The following is a 16,344-nucleotide window of genomic DNA, read 5'->3' as shown; positions in this document are numbered from 1 at the left end:
CGGATCCGAGACCCTCGCCATCACCATCGACGGCGTCCCCGCCGGTGCCGCACTCTCCGCCGGCACCGACAACGGCGACGGATCATGGACACTCGCATCCGCCGACCTGGCCGGGCTCACCATCACACCGACATCGTCACTCAACGCCGTGGACTTCGACCTGACTGTCACCGCAACAAGCACCGAAGCAAACGGCGGCGACACCGCTTCCGTAACCGAAACACTGCAGGTTGCTGTCTTCCACGATTCAATTACCGGAACGGTCGGCGCAAATATCATCGAAGGCGGTACGGGCGACGATATCGTGTCAGGCGACAACGGCGACGACACCCTCTATGGCGATTACATCCTCGAAGCCATAAACATCGCACTGGGCACCGGTGATGACGCCCTCTACGGAGGATCCGGCAAGGACACGCTGCACGGCGGAGACGGAAACGATACCCTGTACGGCGAACAAGGAGAAGACACCCTCAACGGGGACGATGGCGACGACTATCTCAACGGCGGTGTGGGAAATGATACGCTCAACGGCGGAGACGGAGATGACACCCTTGACGGCGGTTTAGGTGCCGATACCCTCTACGGAGGCGATGGGGATGACACCATCCATCTCGGCAACGGCGACGCAGCCGAAGGCGAGGCAGGTAACGACCGTGCGGTATTCGGCGATGCCAGCGGCTCCAACAATACCTTCGACGGCGGGACCGGCGGCGGCTGGACAGACACCATACAGCTTTCGGATGTCAGCGGTGATCCTTCAACCGGTGACTGGACCCTCGCCCTCAGCACGGGCAGCATCACCGGCACCAATGCCGACAGCTTCGATCTGTCCGCCGATTCCGCCGGTACGATTACCCTGGCCGACGGCAGCGAAATGACCTTCATGGGGGTAGAACGCATCGAATGGTAACGGAAATGCGCCCAAACCATAGACCGCGTGCCACTCCGTTTTGTCACGCGATCCTGAGCGCTTTCAGGGATTCTTAACTGAAGTACGACACACTGACCGCTGAAAAAACAGCGAGTCACCCAATCCCTCATGACAGGGCCTCGCACACCAGATCAGGAGTCGAGGGCATGAGAGTCAGCGATCTGCTTCACAAGACCGGCGACCGAATCGTCAGTGTCTCCCCTGGATCTCCGCTTGAAGAAGCCATGCATCTGATGGCTATGGAGAAAGTGGGGACGGTCATCATCCTTGAAGATGATGGTACCCCCAAGGGCCTGATGTCCGAGCGGGATTTCGTCCGGATTTTCGAAACGCACGGACGAGATGCCATCGACCTTCCCGTGTGCGACCTGATCTCCCGCAAGCTGATCACGTGTGATGAGGACGCGACCCTGGATGATGTCCTGTCTCTCATGAGCGACAACGGCATTCGCCACCTGCCGGTAGAACGCAACGGCAAACTCGTCGGCATGGTCAGTGCGCGCGACGTGCTCGACGCGCAGCATCACGTCATGCAGCAGATCATGAAACGCAAGCAGCAGGCCTACGAGCTGGTCCTGAGCTCCAAGCAACGCGCCGAACAGGCGGATCGCCAGAAAACCGAATTCCTGGCCAATATGAGCCACGAGCTGAAGACACCCCTGAATGCGGTCATCGGATTCAGCGGCATGATCGAAGAGGAAAGCTGCGGTCCGGTCGGCACGGACAAGTATATCGGCTATGCGAACGCGATCCGGACATCCGGTGAACACCTGCTCTACATGATCAACGAAATCCTGGATATGGCGCGCCTCCAGATGGGGACATGGCAGCCGACGGACGAACTGCTCGAGCTGCACGGCGAAGTGTTCTCCAGCGTCAAAGAGTTCGAAACGAACGTCAAAGACAAATCCCAGCATATTGCCGTTGCGCCTGTTACCCACATGATCGAGTTGGTCGGCGACGCACGCATGTTGCACCAGATGATCGGGCATCTTCTTTCCAACGCGGTGAAGTTCACACCCGAGGGCGGGGATATATCGATCGAGTTTGGAGAATCGCCCGACGGCGAACTCCTGTTGTCGGTCACGGACACGGGCGTCGGCATGGACCCGGACGTATTTGACCTGGTCAGGCAGCCGTTCCGTCAGGTCGACGGTTCACTGACCCGACCGGTCGATGGCGCGGGCCTGGGCCTCGCGCTCGCCGATACGATGATGAGGCTTCACGGTGGCGCTCTGGACATCGAAAGCGGCCTCGGCGAAGGCACGCGGGTGACACTGCGGTTCCCGAAGGATCGGCGGCCCGTTCGTCAACTGGATCAGCGACAGGTGGCTTAGAAGACGGAACGGTTCACGCAACTAGTCTATTCGACCTTCGAGGATTCTGTAGGGTCTTTAAATCCCTGAACTTGGCGATCGCCACTTCCCATCGCCTTGATGCAGGTGTGGCTTTTCGGTCTGGTTACCGCCGTCGCGCCCGGCGCGGCGCTACCTTTACGGTCGAGGGTTCGAGCTTCGGTATCGGGAATTTGGCGGAGGGAGCGGGATTCGAACCCGCGAAGGAGCTTACACCCCTTAACGATTTAGCAAACCGTCGCCTTCAGCCACTCGGCCACCCCTCCGCACGAGAGTGGGTTTTCACGACGTATGCGGGTGGGGTTGTGCCAAGCCCGCCCACGCCTGTCAATCCAGGCGCTGCGTGGGGGCAAAATAGATAGCCCAGTCCGATTTGGACTAGACGGCGCTCCAGCGCTGGTAAGCGTCTTTCATCGCCGCGAGCGACATCTCGACGCTGCCCGCATTCGCGCCCGGCTTGTCACAGACGGTGCGGTAGTCGTTTCGCGCCTCGACAAATTCGATCCACAGATCGGCCTGGCAGAGTGCGATCGCGCCGTCGCGGCGCTGGCCCTTGCCTTCCGGGTCATCATGATCGAGTCGTGCCAGGACTTCGCGAATTCCCGACGCGATTTCGATCTCGCCCACGGCATAGGCGTGGTTGAAGGCGGCGAGGATCTTGTCGCTCAATCGGCGGTTATATCGGGGAATACCCGTGTCCGATGCGATCTCCATGACGCTGCCGGCGCCACTCGCAGTATCGGGTTTGACATCGATTTCGGTGGAGGTGGCCATAGGCGGCGCTCCCGGTGTTGCCACAAATTTGTGATGCCACGACCGTGGCGGATAGGGAAACCCTATGCACACAGCGTTGCCGAATGGTTAACGGCGAATGAAAAACGGCGCCGGATAACTTCACCGAATTTAAATAAAATGCGCCCTATCGTATTCACCACAACCTCGAACCAAGGAGTTGGGTGATGGCAAGTTTTACCAAACGATCTGTCGAAACGCTGATCGATCTCGTCGAGATCAAACTGTCCTGTATTCAGGTGATCGACCGGGATGACGCCAAGGAACTGGCGGCCCTGGAACAGGCCCGCCGCGAGCTCGTGGCGCTGGTACCGGGCCGCGGCGACGCGACCGTCGTACCCTTCCCCGAAGCACAGCGCGCCGCGGGCTAAACAGGCCCGAAGCACGGCCGATCAGGCAGGCGCAGCCAGCGCCTGGTCGAGATCGGCGATCAGATCGTCGGCATCCTCGATGCCGATCGACAACCGCAGCAGATCGTCGGGGAACGGGCTGTCGTCGCCCTCCACCGTCGCGCGATGCTCGACAAGGCTCTCGACGCCCCCGAGCGACGTGGCGCGCACAAACAGCTTCAGTTGCTTGGCGACATTCAGCGCCTCTTCGGCGCCTCCCTTCACACGTATCGACATCATGCCCCCGAAGCCGCCGACCATCTGGCGCGCCGCGACCGCATGCCCGGCATGTGCCGGCAATCCCGGATAAAGGACCTCGTCGACCGCCGCGTGCCCGGCGAGATGCTCGGCAATGCGCTGCGCCGAGGCACACGCCCGCTCAACACGCAGATAAAGCGTCCGCAGGCCGCGCATCAGCAACCAGGCCTCGAACGCGCCCAGCATGCCCCCATTTTCGAAGCGCAGATAATTCATCCGCTCCCAGCGTTCATCCTCGCGCGCCGTCACCAGCACCCCGGCGAGCACGTCGCCATGGCCGTTCAGATACTTCGTGGCGGAATGCATGACGATATCGGCGCCGTGCGCCAGGGGGCGGGTCAGCACCGGCGTCGCGGCGGTTGAATCGACCCCCAGTATCGCGCCGGCATCATGGGCAATACGCGCCGCCGCCTCGATATCGGTGACATCCCATGTCGGATTGCACGGACTTTCGACCCACACCAGCTTGGTTTTCCCCGGGCGGATCGCCGCGGCGATCGCCGCCGTATCGCCCGGCGTCACGAAATCGACGTCCAGCCCCCAATGCCGGCCGATATTCACCAGCCAGTTCCGCAACCCGAAATACATGACCGACGGGGCGATCACATGATCGCCGGGTGCCAGCGAAAGCATTACCGTCGTGGCCGCCGCCATCCCGGATCCGAAGACCATCGCGTCGGCACCCTCTTCCAGGGTCGCGAGCAGCGCCTCGACCTGTTCATAGGTCGGATTCTCGTCGCGGGTGTAACCGCGATCGCCGACCTTCTCGTAATTCTCGTCGCGGGCATAATTGGTGGACGTGTGGATCGGCGGCGCGACCCCGTTCGTGGACGGGTCGAGCCAGCCGAGCGCCTGCGCGGCCTGCGTGGACGGTTTGCGGGATTTATCGATGTCGTTAGCCATGGGGGCCGGGTTTTACGCCAATCCGCCGTGATTTGAAACAATCATCCGAAACAGCGCGTGGAATATGTCCGGGAAGACCCTCGATACCGAGTTCGCCCGCGACCTTGTTCAGATTTTCCAGCAACGGCGCGGTGTGCGGGGTGCCCTTGACCCGCGCCACGCCGGCAGCGTCCGCTTCGGGGAACCCAATGACCACAAACACGGGAATCACAATGGATTTCAACCGGTGACAGGAAAAGCTTGCGACGTTCTCATCGACGGGAAATTCCGGTGAAATTCCGGTCATGTTTGGCCCCCGGGGCCAGACAATAACGGGTGACAAGGCTGTGCCGTTCGGCGTTACCCGGTATCATCACCCGACAGACACACCGGCCGAACCATCAGGACCAGTCATGACCGCATACCTGTTCGCCACCATCGACGTGCATGATCCCGAACGCTACGAGGACTACAAGAACGCGGTGCCCGCGCTGATCGAGAAGCACGGCGGCCGCTATATCGTGCGCGGCGGCGACCGTGACGTGGTCGAGGGTTCCTGGCCCGACGGGCGCATTGTCGTCCTGGAATTCCCCGATCTGGCCAGCGCCACTGCGTTCGCCGACGACCCGGCCTACGAACCGGTGGCCGCAATCCGGCACGCGACGACCACATCCCACATCTGGCTGGTCGAGGGCCCGGAAGACGGCGCCACCGCCGACGGCAGGCACGCCTACATCCTGGGGAATATCCGGATCACCGACCCGGACGGATACAAGCCCTATGCCGCGCAGGTGCCCGCCGTGCTGAGCGACGCACAAGGCACCTATCTGGCGCGCGGCGGCGCATCGCGGTCGGTCGAAGGCGGGATGGTGCTCGACCGGCTGGTGATCGTCGGGTTCGCCGACATGGCGGCCGCCCTCGCGTTTTATGACGGGGACGCGTACACCCGGATCAAGCCCATCCGCATCTCAGCGTCGGACTCCAACATCGTCATCGTCGAGGGGCTTTGGTGACGCTGGATTAATCATAAAGGCCGCAGCCAGGTACCAGCATGCGCACGCTCGGTAGAAGGCGCTCGTCTGGCGCGCATGGCTCAATCGGGAAAAAGGTTACCAAAAGCCAGATCGCTACAACGATTGCAGCTGCGGTCAAACCTCCCCTGATCCATCGACGCCAGTTCATTCACGATTTCCAAGGACTGGGCGGCTTGTGCCATAGCGAAACTCTGGGGTTCCGCAGGAAGACCACCAGCACCGCGCCGGCGACGAACCCGCCGATATGCGCCCACACGGCGGTGCCCAATGCCGCGGGCGCGTTGGTCAGGCCCCAGAGCAGGTCCTGCGCGAAGAATGTGCCGATTACCAGCAGGGCCGGCAGACGCAGGGGTATCATCAGGAACGCCAGCACCAGCAACCGGGCGCGCGGATACAGCACCAGATAACCGCCGAGGACACCCGAGATCGCCCCGCTCGCGCCGATCACCGGCGTGACGGAATCGGGTTCCACGATGCTCTGCGCCAATCCGCCCGCGATGCCGCACAGCAGGAAGAACATGACGAAACGAACATGCCCGAGCGCATCTTCGAGATTGTCTCCGAAGACCCAGAGGAACAGCATGTTGAAGGCGAGATGCGCCCAGTCGGCGTGCAGGAACTGATAGGTGAGCAGCGTCAGCGGCGCGGACACGCTTTCGATGCGAACCGGGACTTCGAACCCGTCGAAGAACCGCGCCGGCACCACGGCATAGCCGGCCACTGCCTCGAACAGCTGCCCGTCCCCGATCCCGATCCGACTGACAAAAATCAGCGTGTTTATGGCGATCAGGGCGATGGTGGCGTAGTGCGCCCGGATGTACAGGCGCGGATTCGCGTCATGCAGGGGGATCAGCGGCATCGGTTCTGCATAGCGCGCGTGCGGCCCCTCGTTTTCATTTCAGGCCCTATCTGCGTTTGAACTGCTCGTTACCGAACATGACGTCCCAGGCCTTGCCTTTCGGCGGGCCGGAACTGCGATGTTCGATAAGAACCTCGAGACCTGACTTAACGGCCGGGCGCGCGCCGACTTCCTCGAGCCAGCGCCTGGTATTCGGATACTCGTCGAGAGGCACTTCCTGGCCTTTCCAGTTGCGCATCCACGGGAAGGCCGCGATGTCGGCGATCGTGTAGTCGTCGCCGGCCAGGTAACGTGTCTTTCCCAGGCGCGTATCGGCCACGCCGAACAGGCGCTTCGTCTCATTGGCATAGCGGTTGGTCGCATACTCGATGCGGTCTGGCGCATAGCGGCGGAAATGGTTGGCCTGGCCCATCATCGGGCCGATCCCGCCCATCTGCCACATGAGCCACTCCATGACCGCGTAATGGCCCGCAGGGTCGTTTGCCGCGTCGGGCATGAACCGGCCGGTCTTGCGGGCCAGGTAATAAAGGATCGCGCCGGTCTCGAAGATCGAGATTTCCTGTCCGCCGGGTCCGTCCGTATCGACGATCGCGGGGATGCGATTATTCGGGCTGATCGCCAGAAAATCGGGCTTGAACTGATCCCCGTCGCCGATGTTTACCGGGATGACCTCATGCTCCAGCGCGCATTCATGCAACATGATGTGGACCTTGTGCCCGTTCGGGGTCGGCCATGAATAAGCCTTGATCATCTTCGTCTTCCAATTTTCCAGCCCGCGTTATCCGACACGCGCGGAATACGGCATTGCGGTCCTGCTCGACCGATTGGAACTTTGCCCGTCGCACAGCCCGGCACGCAACCATCCGAATGCATAAGTTTGCGTAATCAGACATCGGACGACGACAAAAAATTCTCGTCACCCTGCTCTTCGCGCCAGTTTACCGATAGGGCCGCGTCTGGAAGAAATATTGATCAGGCTGATCGGCCCGGGCCATTGCAAGCATGCAACCTGTTGCCCGGTCAGGAGCCAGTAACTGGCAGACGCCACTCGTGTAGGCGCAAGTTTTTGGCAGACGTAGAAACCTCAGCCATAGACCAGTTCCGGCAGCCACGTCGTCAGAATCGGGACATACGTGATCAACGCCAGAACGATCAACGACACGATGATGAACGGCATCGAACCCCGCACAGCTTCCATATAGGTCACCTTGAACGTCATGATCCCGAGGAAGATATTCATCCCCATGGGTGGCGTGATCATACCCAGCGCGACGTTCAACACGATTACCGCGCCCAGATGCACAGGATCGATCCCCGCTGCAGTTGCTGCCGGATAGATCAGCGGGCTGAATACGATGATGGCCGACGAAGGGTCCACGAACATGCCCGCGAGCAGAAAGATTACATTGATCAGCAGCAGGATCACGAACGCCGGCTGGCCCTGCAAAATCTGCGAGACCTGCTGAGGCACCTGTTCCAGGGTCAGATAAAAGGTCAGAACCGAACCGGCGCTGATAAGGATCATCAACGTCGAAATCGTCATCGCCGAGTCCGAAGACACGTTGAGGATTTCGCGCAATTTGAGCTGTCGGTAGACCAGCGTTTCGACAACAATCGCATAGATGCAGGCCGCGCCAGCGGCCTCTGTCGGTGTGAAGGCGCCGGAATAGATGCCACCGAAGATAATTCCCGGCAAGCCAAGAGCCCACATTCCGTCGCGCGTTGCCTTCAGTCGCTCCTTGGGGCTTGCCTTGGACGTCTTGCCGATGCCGTTCTTCTTGGCATAGGCCCAGGCGTAGAACGCATAGGCAGCTGTCAGGAGAACACCCGCACTCAGGCCCGACAGAAACAACTGACCGACGGATCCGTTGGTCTGCAACGCGAAAATAATGATCGAAACGGATGGCGGGATGAGCATCGCGAGTGTCGAGGATGCCAGGATCAGCCCGACGGCAAAGCTGCGGCTGTATCCCTGGCGAAGCAGCGCCGGATACACAATCGGGCCAATGCTGACGACGGCTGCGGCACCGACCCCCGAAATCGCACCAAACAGGGCACACGCAACAGCGGTTGTGATCGCGACACCCCCGGTGAGATGTCCGATCATGCTCTCCACCATGGCGAGCAGACGCGCACCGATCTGGCCCCGGGAAATAATGTCAGCCGAGAAAATGAAAAGCGGTATCGCCAGCAGCGCGAACGAGTTAATGCCCTCGACCAGCCGCGCGGTATAGACCGTTGCCGGCACCGGATTTCCGAACACTTCGATCGCGAAGAAAGTAGGCGCCAGGATCGATATGAAGATGGGCGCCGCAAGAAACAAAAGCGTAAAGGTGGATACAAGAAATATCGCTGCGGGCATCGATTACTCTCCCGCCGGCGCGGAGGTCATACCCTCGAGCGCGGGCCGCGGAAGTTCGCCGCGCAAGACCTTGACCGCATTGATCAGGAAACCGAGTGACATCAGGCCGCAGCCAATGGGAATCGGAAGATAGAAGACGACCCGGAGCATGGGCAGGACAGAGCTCTCCTGCCCACTCGCCCATACGCGATGGCTGAATTCCACCCCGTAGCGGGTGATATAGGCCATCGTAAAGGCGGCGATCAGGCTCACCGCGAATGTGATCGCACGGTAGAGCCGTTCGTCGACCAGGCGCATCAGAATGTCGATCGCGACATGGCTATTTTTGCGCACCACCAGATAGGCCGCCATGAAGGTCATCCAGACCGTGAGAACACGCGCCAACTCCTCTCCCCCGACAAAGGAGAGGCCGAACAGAAAACGCGCGGTAGAATTGCCGAACAGGAGCAGCGTCATGACGAGAAGCGCAGCCCCGGCAGCCAACCGCACGATACGGTCCAGACTGCCGAGGATGGCTTCGAGAGCGGAAACATACATGGCTCAGGAACCTTTTGGATCTCGCGCTACATTCCGAGATATTGCTTGAAGCCGGCGAGGATCTTTTCGCCTTCAGCGCCATTCTTATCGATGTAGAACGCCTCAACTCCGGGAAGGATCGCGTCGCGGAGCAGCGTCGTCTGCGCCGGGCTCATCTCCACGACTTTCATGCCGGATTTGGCAAAGGCCGCATTGGCCTTCTCAATAATCGCATAGGTCTTATCTTCGGTTACCTTGCCGCCTGCGACAGCCGCCTCGGTAATCGCGGCGTGGCATTCCGCAGATAGTCCGTCCCACCAGGTCTTGCTGACCATGATCAACTGGTCGAGGGTGCCGTGGTTCGACAGCGTCATGTAGTCCTGAACTTCGTGAAACTTCATGAAAAAGCTGGTGACAATCGGGTTTTCCTGCGCATCGATCGCCTTGGTCTGCAGTGCCGTATAGGTCTCGGAGAAAGGCATCCCGACCGGGGTCATGCCGAGCTGCTTGTCCTGTTCGATGAGAATCGCGGAGGGCATCGCACGCGCCTTCTGGCCCTTGTAATCTTCCATGGTCAAAAGCGGCTTGTTGCCCGTCCAGGTCTTGTACCCTGTATGCCAGACCATCAGCGTATGGATGTTCTGCTTGTCGGTTGAGTCCAGAAGCGCGCGCATCGCGTCGGACTTATGAACCTTCGCGAGATCTTCGCGCGTATCCGGCCAGAAGAACGGAAAGTCCATGATGCCGATGAGCGGTTCGAAACCGACCAGAAATGAAGCGGGTTGAATCGTCATCTCAATGCCGCCGAGTTGCATGGTCTCGACGACGATCTCCGTACTTCCCAACTGAGAACCGGGAAAGACCTTGGCGTCGAGGTCACAGCGGTCATCCTTGTTGACCATGTTCGCAATGATATGTGCGCCCTGATCGCGCGGTGCGCCGGACGGCAAGGAATGGGCGATTTTGAGATCTCCGGCAAATGCGGGAACCGAGGCCGGAACGGCTAACGCAATGGCGGAAATGGCGATTGCTGCTGATGTAATACGTGCGCTCATGAAGCTCTCCTGAGTGAAGCGGTTGCTCTGACTAGGACAGCGGGCGCTGTAATTGATCTGTCGTTCTTGTTGGTCTTGCGTTTCCTCCACGCACCCCAACTGTTCAAACCTGGACCGTCACGATTTTTCGAGTCCAATCCAAGCCTTGAAGCAATATAAAGTCACTTGAATATTATGCAAGTTTAATGCGGCACCCCAATTTGCGTGACACCGTGATCAGAATGTGGGGGGCGAATTAACCCAGATGACGCGCGTTGTGACCTTGCCGGGATTGCGGTAGCGATGCGGGGTATCGGAGTTGAAGTGAAAGGAGTCGCCGACCGAGAGTCGAAACTCCTTATCGCCGACAAACAGCTCAAGCTCACCCTCGAGAACGTAGCCAACTTCTTCCCCGACATGGTCGATCAGACCTTCGGATTCTCCCCCGGGGGCGATGACGTGAATATTGCCCTGCAACAGGTGACCCGGCGCATAGGGAATCAGACGCTCGAACGCGATTCCGCGACCCTTGCGTAGCTGGTCCGTATCGATTTCGGGTCGCTCCCCGGCGCGCGCAACGATACCGGAGTCCAGATCATCGCTTGCGAACAAGGCATTGAAGTTGGCGCCCAGAACATTCGCGATGCGATGCAACATCTGAACGGATGGGTTGGCGTGCCCGTTCTCGATCTTCGAAAGAAGACTTTCCGAGCATCCGGCTTTCGTTGCGACGTCCTTCAGAAGTAAGCCGCGCACCATGCGCGCATGGCGCAGCTTGGTCCCGAGACGAATCTCCCCAACCTCATCTGCCGAGACCGTAGAATTTTCCAAAAGCCAGAACCTTTCCGGAGTGTCGGTCGACCCTTCACCCCAACTCTAACAGAGTTCCGACAACCGGAAAGCGCTCGCAACGCTCTGCGCGCAGATATCGACTTCACCGTGGATCAACAATCCCGGACGCCCCTACCGAACCGCGACTTCGTCGCCGCATTCGGCCGAGCGGACGATCGCCTCCAGGATTTCAACATTGTGCAGCAGGTGGTCGCGCGTGAAGCGATACGTTCCGTTGCCCTGCGCGGCATCGGCCCACTGGTCGAGGTTTGCCCGGACCACATTCTGCGTCTGGTGGGTCTGGATGGTCAGCTCCTCGTCGAGCCAGCGCGTCGTCAGAGTCGCAGGCTCCGGGATATCCACGTTCGAATTCTCCCGCGCCTCACCCCAACCCTTGTCGCCAAAAACCTTGATGGCGCTGTGAAAGGGCGTCGTCGCGATGTTGCACATATAGCCCGTCACGCCGCTTTCGAAGGTGAACTGAACCGCCACCATGTCGTTACCCGGAAATAGCGGCGAGCGGTCAGCAGTTGTCGCCCGCAACCTGGCAACGGGTCCGGCCATAGACTGAAAATAGTCGGTGATGTGCACGCCCAGCGCCGTCAGGGTGCCCAGCGGCGCCTGCTTGGCGTCCTTGCGCCAGCCCGACGCCACGGCCTTGGTGAAATTATTGTGGGACCAGTTGCACTCGATGTGGATGAGCGTGCCGAAGTCACCGGCGTCCAGATGTTGCTTCATCGCCTCAAGCGCAGGCTCAAAACGGCGTTCATGGCCAATCCCGACAGCCTTCAGCCCGGCCTTGTCGCATGCCTCGAGCATCCTCTGGGCGGATTCCGCCGAAAGCGAGAATGGTTTCTCACAGAAAATCTGTTTGCCGGCCGACGCCGCGGCGAGGACCTGTTCCTCATGCAGCGCGTGCGGTGTGACAAGTATCACCGCATCAACCGCATCATCCGTCAGCACGTCATTATAGCTGTCGCCGATCACAAGCCCGTGCTGCCCCGCAAAGTCGCGCGCGCCGTCGAGGTCTACATCGACCCCGCGCGTGACGGTGATCTTTTCACTGTCGGCGAGGCTGGCGACAATCTGCTTGCCCCACCAACCCAGCCCGACCACGGCCGCATTCAACATGCGTCTCTCCCCACATCAACCCGTTGTCCGGCTTCGGATTGAAGCAGGGTTGCGTCGGGCGCGCCAGTCACGCCCGACATTCCACCATCGATCTCAGTCGGCGTCGCGATATTCACCGTCGATCAACAACTGGTGCTGAACCGGGATCGGGTTGGCCAGGGTCGCCTCAACGAAACAACCCTTCTGGGCCGCGTCAAGCAGGCGTTTCTGATCCTCGAACGGCGCATCGCTATCCAGATCAATATCGAGCCGGAAGGCAATCGGGCGGCTGGTATAGGGGTCACGCCCTTCGACCCGGGCTTCCCATTCGATATGTGCCTTTACGGCCACTTCGCCGACTTCGACACGCAGGCGTTTCGCGAACGCGCGGATCTGCGTCATCAGACAGGCAATAAAGCCGGTGCAGAAATAGGCCAGCGGCGGCGGCGCCGTCATGTCACCGCCATGGGCCGCGCCTTCATCCGTGGCCATCTCGAACGCCTCGTCCACCACCGGGCTGACCATCTGCCCCTTGATCTCGTTGCGCATCTTGCCGACGGACTTACCTTCGACGTTGAAGACAACATTGAAGGTTTTCACCTTGCCGTCTTCAGCCATGGTTTCTGTTTTCTTGAGTTCGTCAGTCATTAAAGTTCCCCTAAGGACACGCTTATTCGGCGTCGCGACCTTCGTTGGGCCAGTTGCCGAACGTCTGTTCGTAGCTGTGCGAAAAGATTTCGATCACATTCCCGAACGGGTCTTCACAGTAACAAAGTTTGTAATCGGTGCCCGGAACGAATGCCCAGACATCGGTTCTTTTTTTTCCGCCCTCCGCGATGATCGTCTCGACCAGCCCCTCGATATCGGGATCGGTGAAGCAGAGGTGCCAATAGCCATGCTTCCAGTATTCCATATTGTCATCGGGCGCCTCGGTTTCGGGTTCCGTGAACTGGAACAGTTCAAGCCCGATGCCGTTCCCCGTCACCAGATGCGCCTGCAGGGCCGCGCGGAACCGTGGGCCCATGATGTGGCCGGATTCCGCCGTGTCCGAGAGCTTCGCCTCGAGCCGGCGCGGGCCCATGATCCGGCGAAATCCGAACACCCGCCCGTACCATTCGATGGCGGCGTGAATATCCGGAACGGTGAGCCCGATATGGTTGAGCGCACGGGGCGTGGCCAGTTCGGTCATGATCGTATCTCCCTTTCCAACACCATCGTTTAAGCAACTTTGTTCATCAATAGGATTGTGATCATCATATTGATGAGATATTTTCAGTACTTATGAGTCACCCCTCGACGCGATCTCTGGAGATGTTCGACGCGGTTGCGGAGACCGGGAGCTTCCGCGCCGCCGCTGAACGGCTTGCCGTCTCGCCGTCGGCGGTCAGCAAGGCCATATCGGAGCTGGAGACCCGGTTGGGGGCCCGGCTGATCGCCCGCACCACCCGCAGCCTCGCGCTGACCGAGGCGGGCACCGCCTATCATGCCAGCGTGTCGTCGGCGCTTGCGACGCTTGATGAGGGCGCGGAAACAGTCAACTCGGTCACGGCCGCGCCGCGCGGGGTGCTCCGCCTGGCCATGCCGGTGACCTTCGGACACATGTATATCGCGCCGTTACTGCCGAAATTCGCGGCAAAATATCCCGAGGTGCGTCTCGACGTGACCGCGTCCGATGCCTTCGTCGACGTGGTCGGCGAGGGCTTCGACGTGGTCATTCGCGGCGCCGGCACACTGCCGGATTCCGCGCTGATCGCGCGCAAGATCATGGAGACCCCCACGGTCCTGTGCGCCAGCCCCGCCTATATCGCGAAGCACGGTGCACCGGCCCGTCCCGACGAACTGGACGATCACGCCTGCCTGATCACCACAGCGGTTCAGAACATCGCCGAATGGGTCTTCGACCGTGATGGCGCCGCCTATGCCGTCCCGGTCACGGGCCCCCTGCGAAGCACCAGCCTGATCGTCGCCCGCGAAGGCGCGCTGGCCGGCATGGGAATCGCGCGGGTGCCGTATCACTTCGCCGCCCCGGAACTGGAATCGGGCCGGCTGATCCGTCTGTTGCGCGACTATGAACGCCAGGAAGCCGCGGTCTACGCGATCTTTCCCGCCCAGCGCGAGATGGCGCTGAAAACCCGCGCCTTCATCGATTTCCTGGTGGCGGAGGTCGGGAGCCCGCAGAACTAGGCGCCCGCTCCCGGTATCCGCCCTACAGCCCGGCCTGGGTGATGAACTTGGTGTTCAGATACGCGTCGATGGCCTCCGAGCCGCCTTCCGAACCGTAGCCCGAATCCTTCACGCCGCCGAAATGGGTCTCGATCAGCCCGATGCCGTGATGATTGATCGAGACCATGCCGCTTTCGAACGCCGCACCCACCTCCTGGGCCGTCTTGGCCGACTTGGTGTAGGCATAGGCCGCGAGCCCATAGTCGAGGCGGTTGGCCTCCGCAACGACCGCGTCGAAATCGGTGAACGGCATGATCGGCGCGACCGGGCCGAACGGTTCCTCGTTCATGATGCGGGCATCCATCGGGACATCGGTCAGGACGGTCGGCTCGAAGAAGTAGCCCTCATTGCCCTTGCGCTGGCCGCCGGTATGTACGGTCGCACCCTTGCCCACCGCGTCAGATACGAACCCCTCGATCGCCTCGACGCGCCGATCATGTGCCAGCGGCCCCATCTTGGTGTCCGGGTCCATGCCGTCGCCCACCGGCAGGGTGGAGGCGAATTCCGTGAAGCCCTCGACGAAACGGCCATAGTGTTTTTCATGCACCAGGAACCGCGTCGGCGAGACACAGACCTGTCCTGCATTGCGGAACTTGTTGGCCGTCAGCACCTTGAGCGCGACTTCGACATCGGCATCCTCGAAGACGATCGCCGGCGAATGGCCTCCCAGTTCCATGGTGACGCGTTTCATATGCGCGCCGGCCAACACGGCCAGCTGTTTGCCCACGGCAGTTGAACCGGTGAAGGTGATCTTCCGGATCGTGCGATGGGGGATGAGATATTCGGAGATCTCGGCCGGGATGCCGTAGACGAGATTGACCACACCGTCCGGCAAGCCGGCATCGACGAAGCAGCGCACCAGTTCTGCACAGCTCGCCGGCGTTTCTTCCGGCCCCTTCAGGATGATCGAACAACCCGCACCGACCGCGCCCGAGAGCTTGCGTACCGCCTGGTTGATCGGGAAGTTCCACGGTGTGAACGCAGCAACCGGGCCGACCGGCTCCTTGACGATCAGCTGGGTCACGCCGCCCATGCGCGCGGGGATGACGCTGCCATAGGTGCGGCGCGCCTCCTCGGCGAACCAGTCGATGATGTCCGCGCCGAACAGCGTCTCGATCTTCGCCTCACCAACCGGCTTGCCCTGCTCCATGGTCATCAATGTCGCGATCGCGTCGGCGCGTTCGCGCACCAGATCGGCGGCCTTGCGCATCAGCTTGTAGCGATCGAAGGCGGAGACCTCTTTCCACGCGCGGAACCCGGTCTCGGCGGCTTCCAGCGCCACATCCAGGTCGGCCACACGCGCATGGGCAACATTGCCGATCGGCTGACCGGTCGCGGGATTGATCACATCGATCGTCTCTCCGCCGAGTGCGGGCCCCCACTTGCCGGCGACATGGAGTTCGATATTCGGATAGGCGTGCGTCATGGAAATGGCTCCCAATTCCTCGGTTCGGATAGGTCAGGTGTCGCTTGTGAAACATGGTCGCCGACCGGTAACGGACGGATACTCAGTGGATTCGTACCAGCCTTCGCGACCGCAAACAAACCTATATGAATTCAATCGGCCGCCTGGCATAGCCGACCCGCCCGACCGACCACGCCGAACATCACCTCACCGGCTTCTTCGGTTCGATACCAGCCACGCGCGCAGCGCATGGGAGACACCCGGATCGACAAATAATAACCATAATTCTCTGGCAGAATTTATGCTACGCACAGACATGCGTTGACACAGGTGGGACCGGGTCTCCGGCCGAGAAGGAAT

The 16,344-nt window shown here is 60.6% G+C and carries 18 protein-coding genes and 1 tRNA gene; 5 read left to right on the top strand and 14 right to left on the bottom strand.

The window, feature by feature from the left end; all coding sequences use genetic code 11:
- Both ABJ363_01880 and ABJ363_01875 read left to right on the top strand, forming a co-directional pair.
- Positions 1-913: calcium-binding protein (locus ABJ363_01880; protein MEP4377724.1), on the top strand; the 913-nt coding region annotated here is incomplete at its 5' end.
- Between the two features lie 167 nt (positions 914-1,080).
- On the top strand, positions 1,081-2,271 hold the full coding sequence (locus ABJ363_01875; protein ID MEP4377723.1) for an ATP-binding protein: 1,191 nt from the start codon (positions 1,081-1,083) through the stop codon (positions 2,269-2,271).
- 192 nt (positions 2,272-2,463) lie between these two features.
- Here ABJ363_01875 and ABJ363_01870 read toward each other — a convergent pair.
- Positions 2,464-2,555 (bottom strand) — tRNA-Ser (locus ABJ363_01870).
- 112 nt (positions 2,556-2,667) lie between these two features.
- Positions 2,668-3,063, bottom strand: coding sequence for a hypothetical protein (locus tag ABJ363_01865; GenBank protein ID MEP4377722.1), 396 nt, complete (start codon positions 3,061-3,063; stop codon positions 2,668-2,670).
- A gap of 185 nt (positions 3,064-3,248) precedes the next feature.
- On the opposite strand from ABJ363_01865, the gene ABJ363_01860 reads away from it, so the two are divergent.
- Positions 3,249-3,452, top strand: coding sequence for a hypothetical protein (locus ABJ363_01860; GenBank protein MEP4377721.1), 204 nt, complete (start codon positions 3,249-3,251; stop codon positions 3,450-3,452).
- A 21-nt stretch (positions 3,453-3,473) separates the two neighbouring features.
- Here the strand turns inward: ABJ363_01860 and ABJ363_01855 are convergent, their stop codons facing one another.
- Positions 3,474-4,631: a PLP-dependent aspartate aminotransferase family protein gene (locus tag ABJ363_01855; GenBank protein MEP4377720.1), complete on the bottom strand. Its 1,158-nt coding sequence runs from the start codon at positions 4,629-4,631 to the stop codon at positions 3,474-3,476.
- Positions 4,624-4,917 carry a hypothetical protein gene (locus tag ABJ363_01850; GenBank protein MEP4377719.1) on the bottom strand — a complete coding sequence of 98 codons (294 nt, stop codon included), beginning with the start codon at positions 4,915-4,917 and terminating at the stop codon, positions 4,624-4,626. The genes ABJ363_01855 and ABJ363_01850 overlap by 8 nt, the downstream gene beginning before the upstream one ends.
- Positions 4,918-5,023: 106 nt before the next feature.
- Between ABJ363_01850 and ABJ363_01845 the strand changes: the two genes are divergently transcribed.
- On the top strand, positions 5,024-5,623 hold the full coding sequence (locus ABJ363_01845; protein ID MEP4377718.1) for a DUF1330 domain-containing protein: 600 nt from the start codon (positions 5,024-5,026) through the stop codon (positions 5,621-5,623).
- 169 nt (positions 5,624-5,792) lie between these two features.
- On the opposite strand, the gene ABJ363_01840 is transcribed toward ABJ363_01845, so the two are convergent.
- The 9 genes from ABJ363_01840 to ABJ363_01800 form a co-directional block, all read right to left on the bottom strand.
- Positions 5,793-6,503: a rhomboid family intramembrane serine protease gene (locus tag ABJ363_01840; protein ID MEP4377717.1), complete on the bottom strand. Its 711-nt coding sequence runs from the start codon at positions 6,501-6,503 to the stop codon at positions 5,793-5,795.
- A gap of 46 nt (positions 6,504-6,549) precedes the next feature.
- The gene (locus ABJ363_01835; protein MEP4377716.1) at positions 6,550-7,254 is read right to left on the bottom strand and encodes a glutathione binding-like protein; all 705 of its coding nucleotides are present in this window, start codon (positions 7,252-7,254) and stop codon (positions 6,550-6,552) included.
- A gap of 333 nt (positions 7,255-7,587) precedes the next feature.
- A complete protein-coding gene (locus ABJ363_01830) occupies positions 7,588-8,865 on the bottom strand; it encodes a TRAP transporter large permease (protein MEP4377715.1) in 1,278 nt (425 codons plus the stop codon).
- 3 nt (positions 8,866-8,868) lie between these two features.
- Positions 8,869-9,402: a TRAP transporter small permease gene (locus ABJ363_01825; GenBank protein MEP4377714.1), complete on the bottom strand. Its 534-nt coding sequence runs from the start codon at positions 9,400-9,402 to the stop codon at positions 8,869-8,871.
- A gap of 26 nt (positions 9,403-9,428) precedes the next feature.
- Positions 9,429-10,526, bottom strand: coding sequence for a TRAP transporter substrate-binding protein (locus tag ABJ363_01820; protein MEP4377713.1), 1,098 nt, complete (start codon positions 10,524-10,526; stop codon positions 9,429-9,431).
- 126 nt (positions 10,527-10,652) lie between these two features.
- Complete coding sequence (locus tag ABJ363_01815) at positions 10,653-11,246, bottom strand: cupin domain-containing protein (GenBank protein MEP4377712.1); 594 nt, start codon at positions 11,244-11,246, stop codon at positions 10,653-10,655.
- Between the two features lie 132 nt (positions 11,247-11,378).
- On the bottom strand, positions 11,379-12,377 hold the full coding sequence (locus tag ABJ363_01810; GenBank protein ID MEP4377711.1) for a Gfo/Idh/MocA family oxidoreductase: 999 nt from the start codon (positions 12,375-12,377) through the stop codon (positions 11,379-11,381).
- Between the two features lie 93 nt (positions 12,378-12,470).
- Positions 12,471-13,004 carry an OsmC family protein gene (locus ABJ363_01805; protein MEP4377710.1) on the bottom strand — a complete coding sequence of 178 codons (534 nt, stop codon included), beginning with the start codon at positions 13,002-13,004 and terminating at the stop codon, positions 12,471-12,473.
- 22 nt (positions 13,005-13,026) lie between these two features.
- Entirely contained in the window at positions 13,027-13,545 is a 519-nt protein-coding gene (locus tag ABJ363_01800) for a VOC family protein (protein ID MEP4377709.1), read from the bottom strand.
- Between the two features lie 92 nt (positions 13,546-13,637).
- On the opposite strand from ABJ363_01800, the gene ABJ363_01795 reads away from it, so the two are divergent.
- Positions 13,638-14,540: a LysR substrate-binding domain-containing protein gene (locus tag ABJ363_01795; GenBank protein MEP4377708.1), complete on the top strand. Its 903-nt coding sequence runs from the start codon at positions 13,638-13,640 to the stop codon at positions 14,538-14,540.
- A gap of 22 nt (positions 14,541-14,562) precedes the next feature.
- Here ABJ363_01795 and ABJ363_01790 read toward each other — a convergent pair whose 3' ends face one another.
- Positions 14,563-16,005 carry an NAD-dependent succinate-semialdehyde dehydrogenase gene (locus ABJ363_01790; GenBank protein ID MEP4377707.1) on the bottom strand — a complete coding sequence of 481 codons (1,443 nt, stop codon included), beginning with the start codon at positions 16,003-16,005 and terminating at the stop codon, positions 14,563-14,565.
- Between the last annotated feature and the right edge of the window lie 339 nt (positions 16,006-16,344).

The sequence above is a fragment of the Alphaproteobacteria bacterium genome (genome assembly GCA_039980135.1).
Lineage (GTDB): Bacteria > Pseudomonadota > Alphaproteobacteria > UBA6615 > UBA6615 > UBA8079.
The sequence above is the reverse complement of the archived record's forward strand: the minus strand, read 5'-3'. Positions and strand labels throughout refer to the sequence as shown.

Bases quoted from the DNA above. Each gene is read 5' to 3' on its own strand.
- ABJ363_01850 (MEP4377719.1), bottom strand. From the start codon at position 4,917: ATGACCGGAATTTCACCGGAATTTCCCGTCGATGAGAACGTCGCAAGC.
- ABJ363_01805 (MEP4377710.1), bottom strand. From the start codon at position 13,004: ATGACTGACGAACTCAAGAAAACAGAAACCATGGCTGAAGACGGCAAG.
- ABJ363_01795 (MEP4377708.1), top strand. From the start codon at position 13,638: ATGAGTCACCCCTCGACGCGATCTCTGGAGATGTTCGACGCGGTTGCG.
- ABJ363_01830 (MEP4377715.1), bottom strand. From the start codon at position 8,865: ATGCCCGCAGCGATATTTCTTGTATCCACCTTTACGCTTTTGTTTCTT.
- ABJ363_01860 (MEP4377721.1), top strand. From the start codon at position 3,249: ATGGCAAGTTTTACCAAACGATCTGTCGAAACGCTGATCGATCTCGTC.
- ABJ363_01865 (MEP4377722.1), bottom strand. From the start codon at position 3,063: ATGGCCACCTCCACCGAAATCGATGTCAAACCCGATACTGCGAGTGGC.
- ABJ363_01825 (MEP4377714.1), bottom strand. From the start codon at position 9,402: ATGTATGTTTCCGCTCTCGAAGCCATCCTCGGCAGTCTGGACCGTATC.
- ABJ363_01840 (MEP4377717.1), bottom strand. From the start codon at position 6,503: ATGCCGCTGATCCCCCTGCATGACGCGAATCCGCGCCTGTACATCCGG.
- ABJ363_01835 (MEP4377716.1), bottom strand. From the start codon at position 7,254: ATGATCAAGGCTTATTCATGGCCGACCCCGAACGGGCACAAGGTCCAC.
- ABJ363_01810 (MEP4377711.1), bottom strand. From the start codon at position 12,377: ATGTTGAATGCGGCCGTGGTCGGGCTGGGTTGGTGGGGCAAGCAGATT.
- ABJ363_01855 (MEP4377720.1), bottom strand. From the start codon at position 4,631: ATGGCTAACGACATCGATAAATCCCGCAAACCGTCCACGCAGGCCGCG.
- ABJ363_01845 (MEP4377718.1), top strand. From the start codon at position 5,024: ATGACCGCATACCTGTTCGCCACCATCGACGTGCATGATCCCGAACGC.
- ABJ363_01800 (MEP4377709.1), bottom strand. From the start codon at position 13,545: ATGACCGAACTGGCCACGCCCCGTGCGCTCAACCATATCGGGCTCACC.
- ABJ363_01875 (MEP4377723.1), top strand. From the start codon at position 1,081: ATGAGAGTCAGCGATCTGCTTCACAAGACCGGCGACCGAATCGTCAGT.
- ABJ363_01790 (MEP4377707.1), bottom strand. From the start codon at position 16,005: ATGACGCACGCCTATCCGAATATCGAACTCCATGTCGCCGGCAAGTGG.